Annotated in this window: 1 pseudogene; it reads right to left on the bottom strand. The window is 56.0% G+C overall.

Annotation, left to right across the window (positions count from 1 at the left end):
* A pseudogene (locus tag ACXJKH_RS19000) lies at window positions 1-1,492 on the bottom strand (wall associated protein); the annotation flags it as partial.
* Window positions 1,493-2,210: the final 718 nt, after the last annotated feature.

Below are 2,210 nucleotides of genomic sequence, written 5' to 3'. Positions count from 1 at the left end.
CTTCAGCTTCCAGAACCGCGCCGGACGCCGCCACGATCTTGCGTCCGAGCAACTTTCCTTCGTTGTGCTCGTACACGATTCCGTACGTCTCCTCGATACGGCTACCGTCGGGCTGGGTGATCTTAACCATCTTCGACTGCGTGCAGGTCGTGCAGGGCGTGATGGATCCCTCCCACATGTCCTGGTAGTCGCCATAGTCGCCGTAAGTCCAGCGCATCTGCGGCAGCCCTGGGCCGTCGATGGTCTTTTCGGTGATGGCCAGAACATCAGAGTAGTACGGCACCCYCAACGTATGGCGTAGCGAGCCTTCTCCGGCTGACTCGACGAAACAGTACAGCTTGGGAACACCAGCTCGGTATCTTCTTTGGTGATCGAATCTGAAATTTCCCACAGCGCCCGAAGGGTGTTTCATGCGCAGGCGATAARCCTTGTCGCGAAACGGCGCGCCGCCAGCGCAGCCCTCGCCGGGGTCTTCCGACCACTCCTCGTAGGCAATGCGATTGTCATCCAGATGAGTAATCTCCCAGCCGGCGCCATCGGGTTGGGTGACCCGCTGCAAGGCGTTCCCTGCGTATGCGTAGCTCCACGTTCTTCCGTTGGCCGATGCACTCTGTAGCTTGTTACCGGAGTAACTCAGACTAATGGCTCGCCCGTCACTGGAAGAAATTGAGGTGGGGTGACCGTTCCCGTTGTAGCTGATGCTTACGCTGTTACCAAAGCGATCTTCGATACGACTGGCCATCAAATACACTTCTACGCGCGCTTGATTGGCATTAACTGAGCTGATTGATCCCATAAGACCGACAATTCGTTCAGTACCCACGTTGAATGTGTACTTTATCCCTGAGGTTGTCTGGATAATGAAGCCCTCACCCTCATACCCAGCGATCATCGGCGTGCAGCTCACCGTATCAAGTGAGCTCGTAGTCCAGCTCCAGTTGCTGCTCTGCCTGCTTGCAGGCCTAAAGCGAGCCGGAGGGTCGCCTATCAGGGAGCGGGCGCCCTCGCCCGGTAGATTGACCGTATACCCTGACCAAATATCTTCAATGCGGAACGGCGGCGGCGTATACGGGATGAAGTTCTCGCTACACCGTTGAACCTTCCTGGAACCTCTGTAGGTCCAGCCATAGCTGGAGTCGAACACTCCAGAAATGAATGGAACGTCGATGTTCCAATCACCGGCTCCGCCGTAGATGAGTGGATCAAGCCCGAGCATCGGTATAGGACGGAGGTTGAATCTACGCGTCAGCTTTACAGGCAGGTTATTCGTGCCAGGCAGATCAATGTCCGTCTGGCCAAAATAGGCACTTTGGTCGAACACGTTGATTGAGTCCCCGAACAGATCCGAGGTCAACGGTCCCACGAGTTCTGACGACCGCAATTGCTTGTCGTACTCTTGATATGGTTTCTGGACGACTTGTTGAGCATGTGCCGAGCATGCCATTGCTGCGGCGATCACCAATGCTGCGATAGCGCGCGCGCGCAGCGACACTACGTCTTTCCTAGACTCGATCCGCATCCATGCCCCCTAATTGTCGGGAGCGAGTATTCCGCTACACCTGGCATTATGTCAAGACGGCGTGATGACTCTCCCTAATGGCTGACTATGTCCCAGTGTCAGTCGGTCGTGGTCGATCCGGTGGCCAACAATGCTCCACACTGACCTCCAGGCGCGCGGCGTCTTCTTGACGGGGTTGGAAAGAACTTGAAGTGGATGTCAGAAGAGTGGCAATCCGCGATGCACTTTGCTTTCGATCTACGTCCAGAATGGCACGAACGTTCCAGGTCACAGTGACTTTTCCGCCGCACGATCACCGGTCGATATCCTGATTTCGGATATCCCAGATGCCGCAGTAGGGTTGCTTTGCCAAGGAGAACTCTCATGCCAACCGCGAGATATGGTTTTTCCTATCTGTTAGCTGCGCATTCGAAACGTACGCACGCTTTCAACACCCGCGGCGTCTCTGCCGCCGCAAGTGCGATGGCCTACGTTCGAGTTCGATACGGCATTGGTCCAGCTTCTTCGAATGCTGCTACCCGATCGCCCTCAACCAGAATCAACCCGCGCAACTTTCGCCCCACCATCACCCCCACCTCTCCAAAACCTCAACTCCAGTTGACGCCGTCGTTCGCACCAGCTGCGACCCCCYGCGAGTTTCATCCCACTTCCGCACATCCACCGCACTCCATGTCGCATCTTTGCAAATGCT

The sequence above is a fragment of the Stenotrophomonas sp. P5_B8 genome, from assembly GCF_054049855.1.
This window is presented reverse-complemented; position numbering and strand designations above follow the sequence as displayed.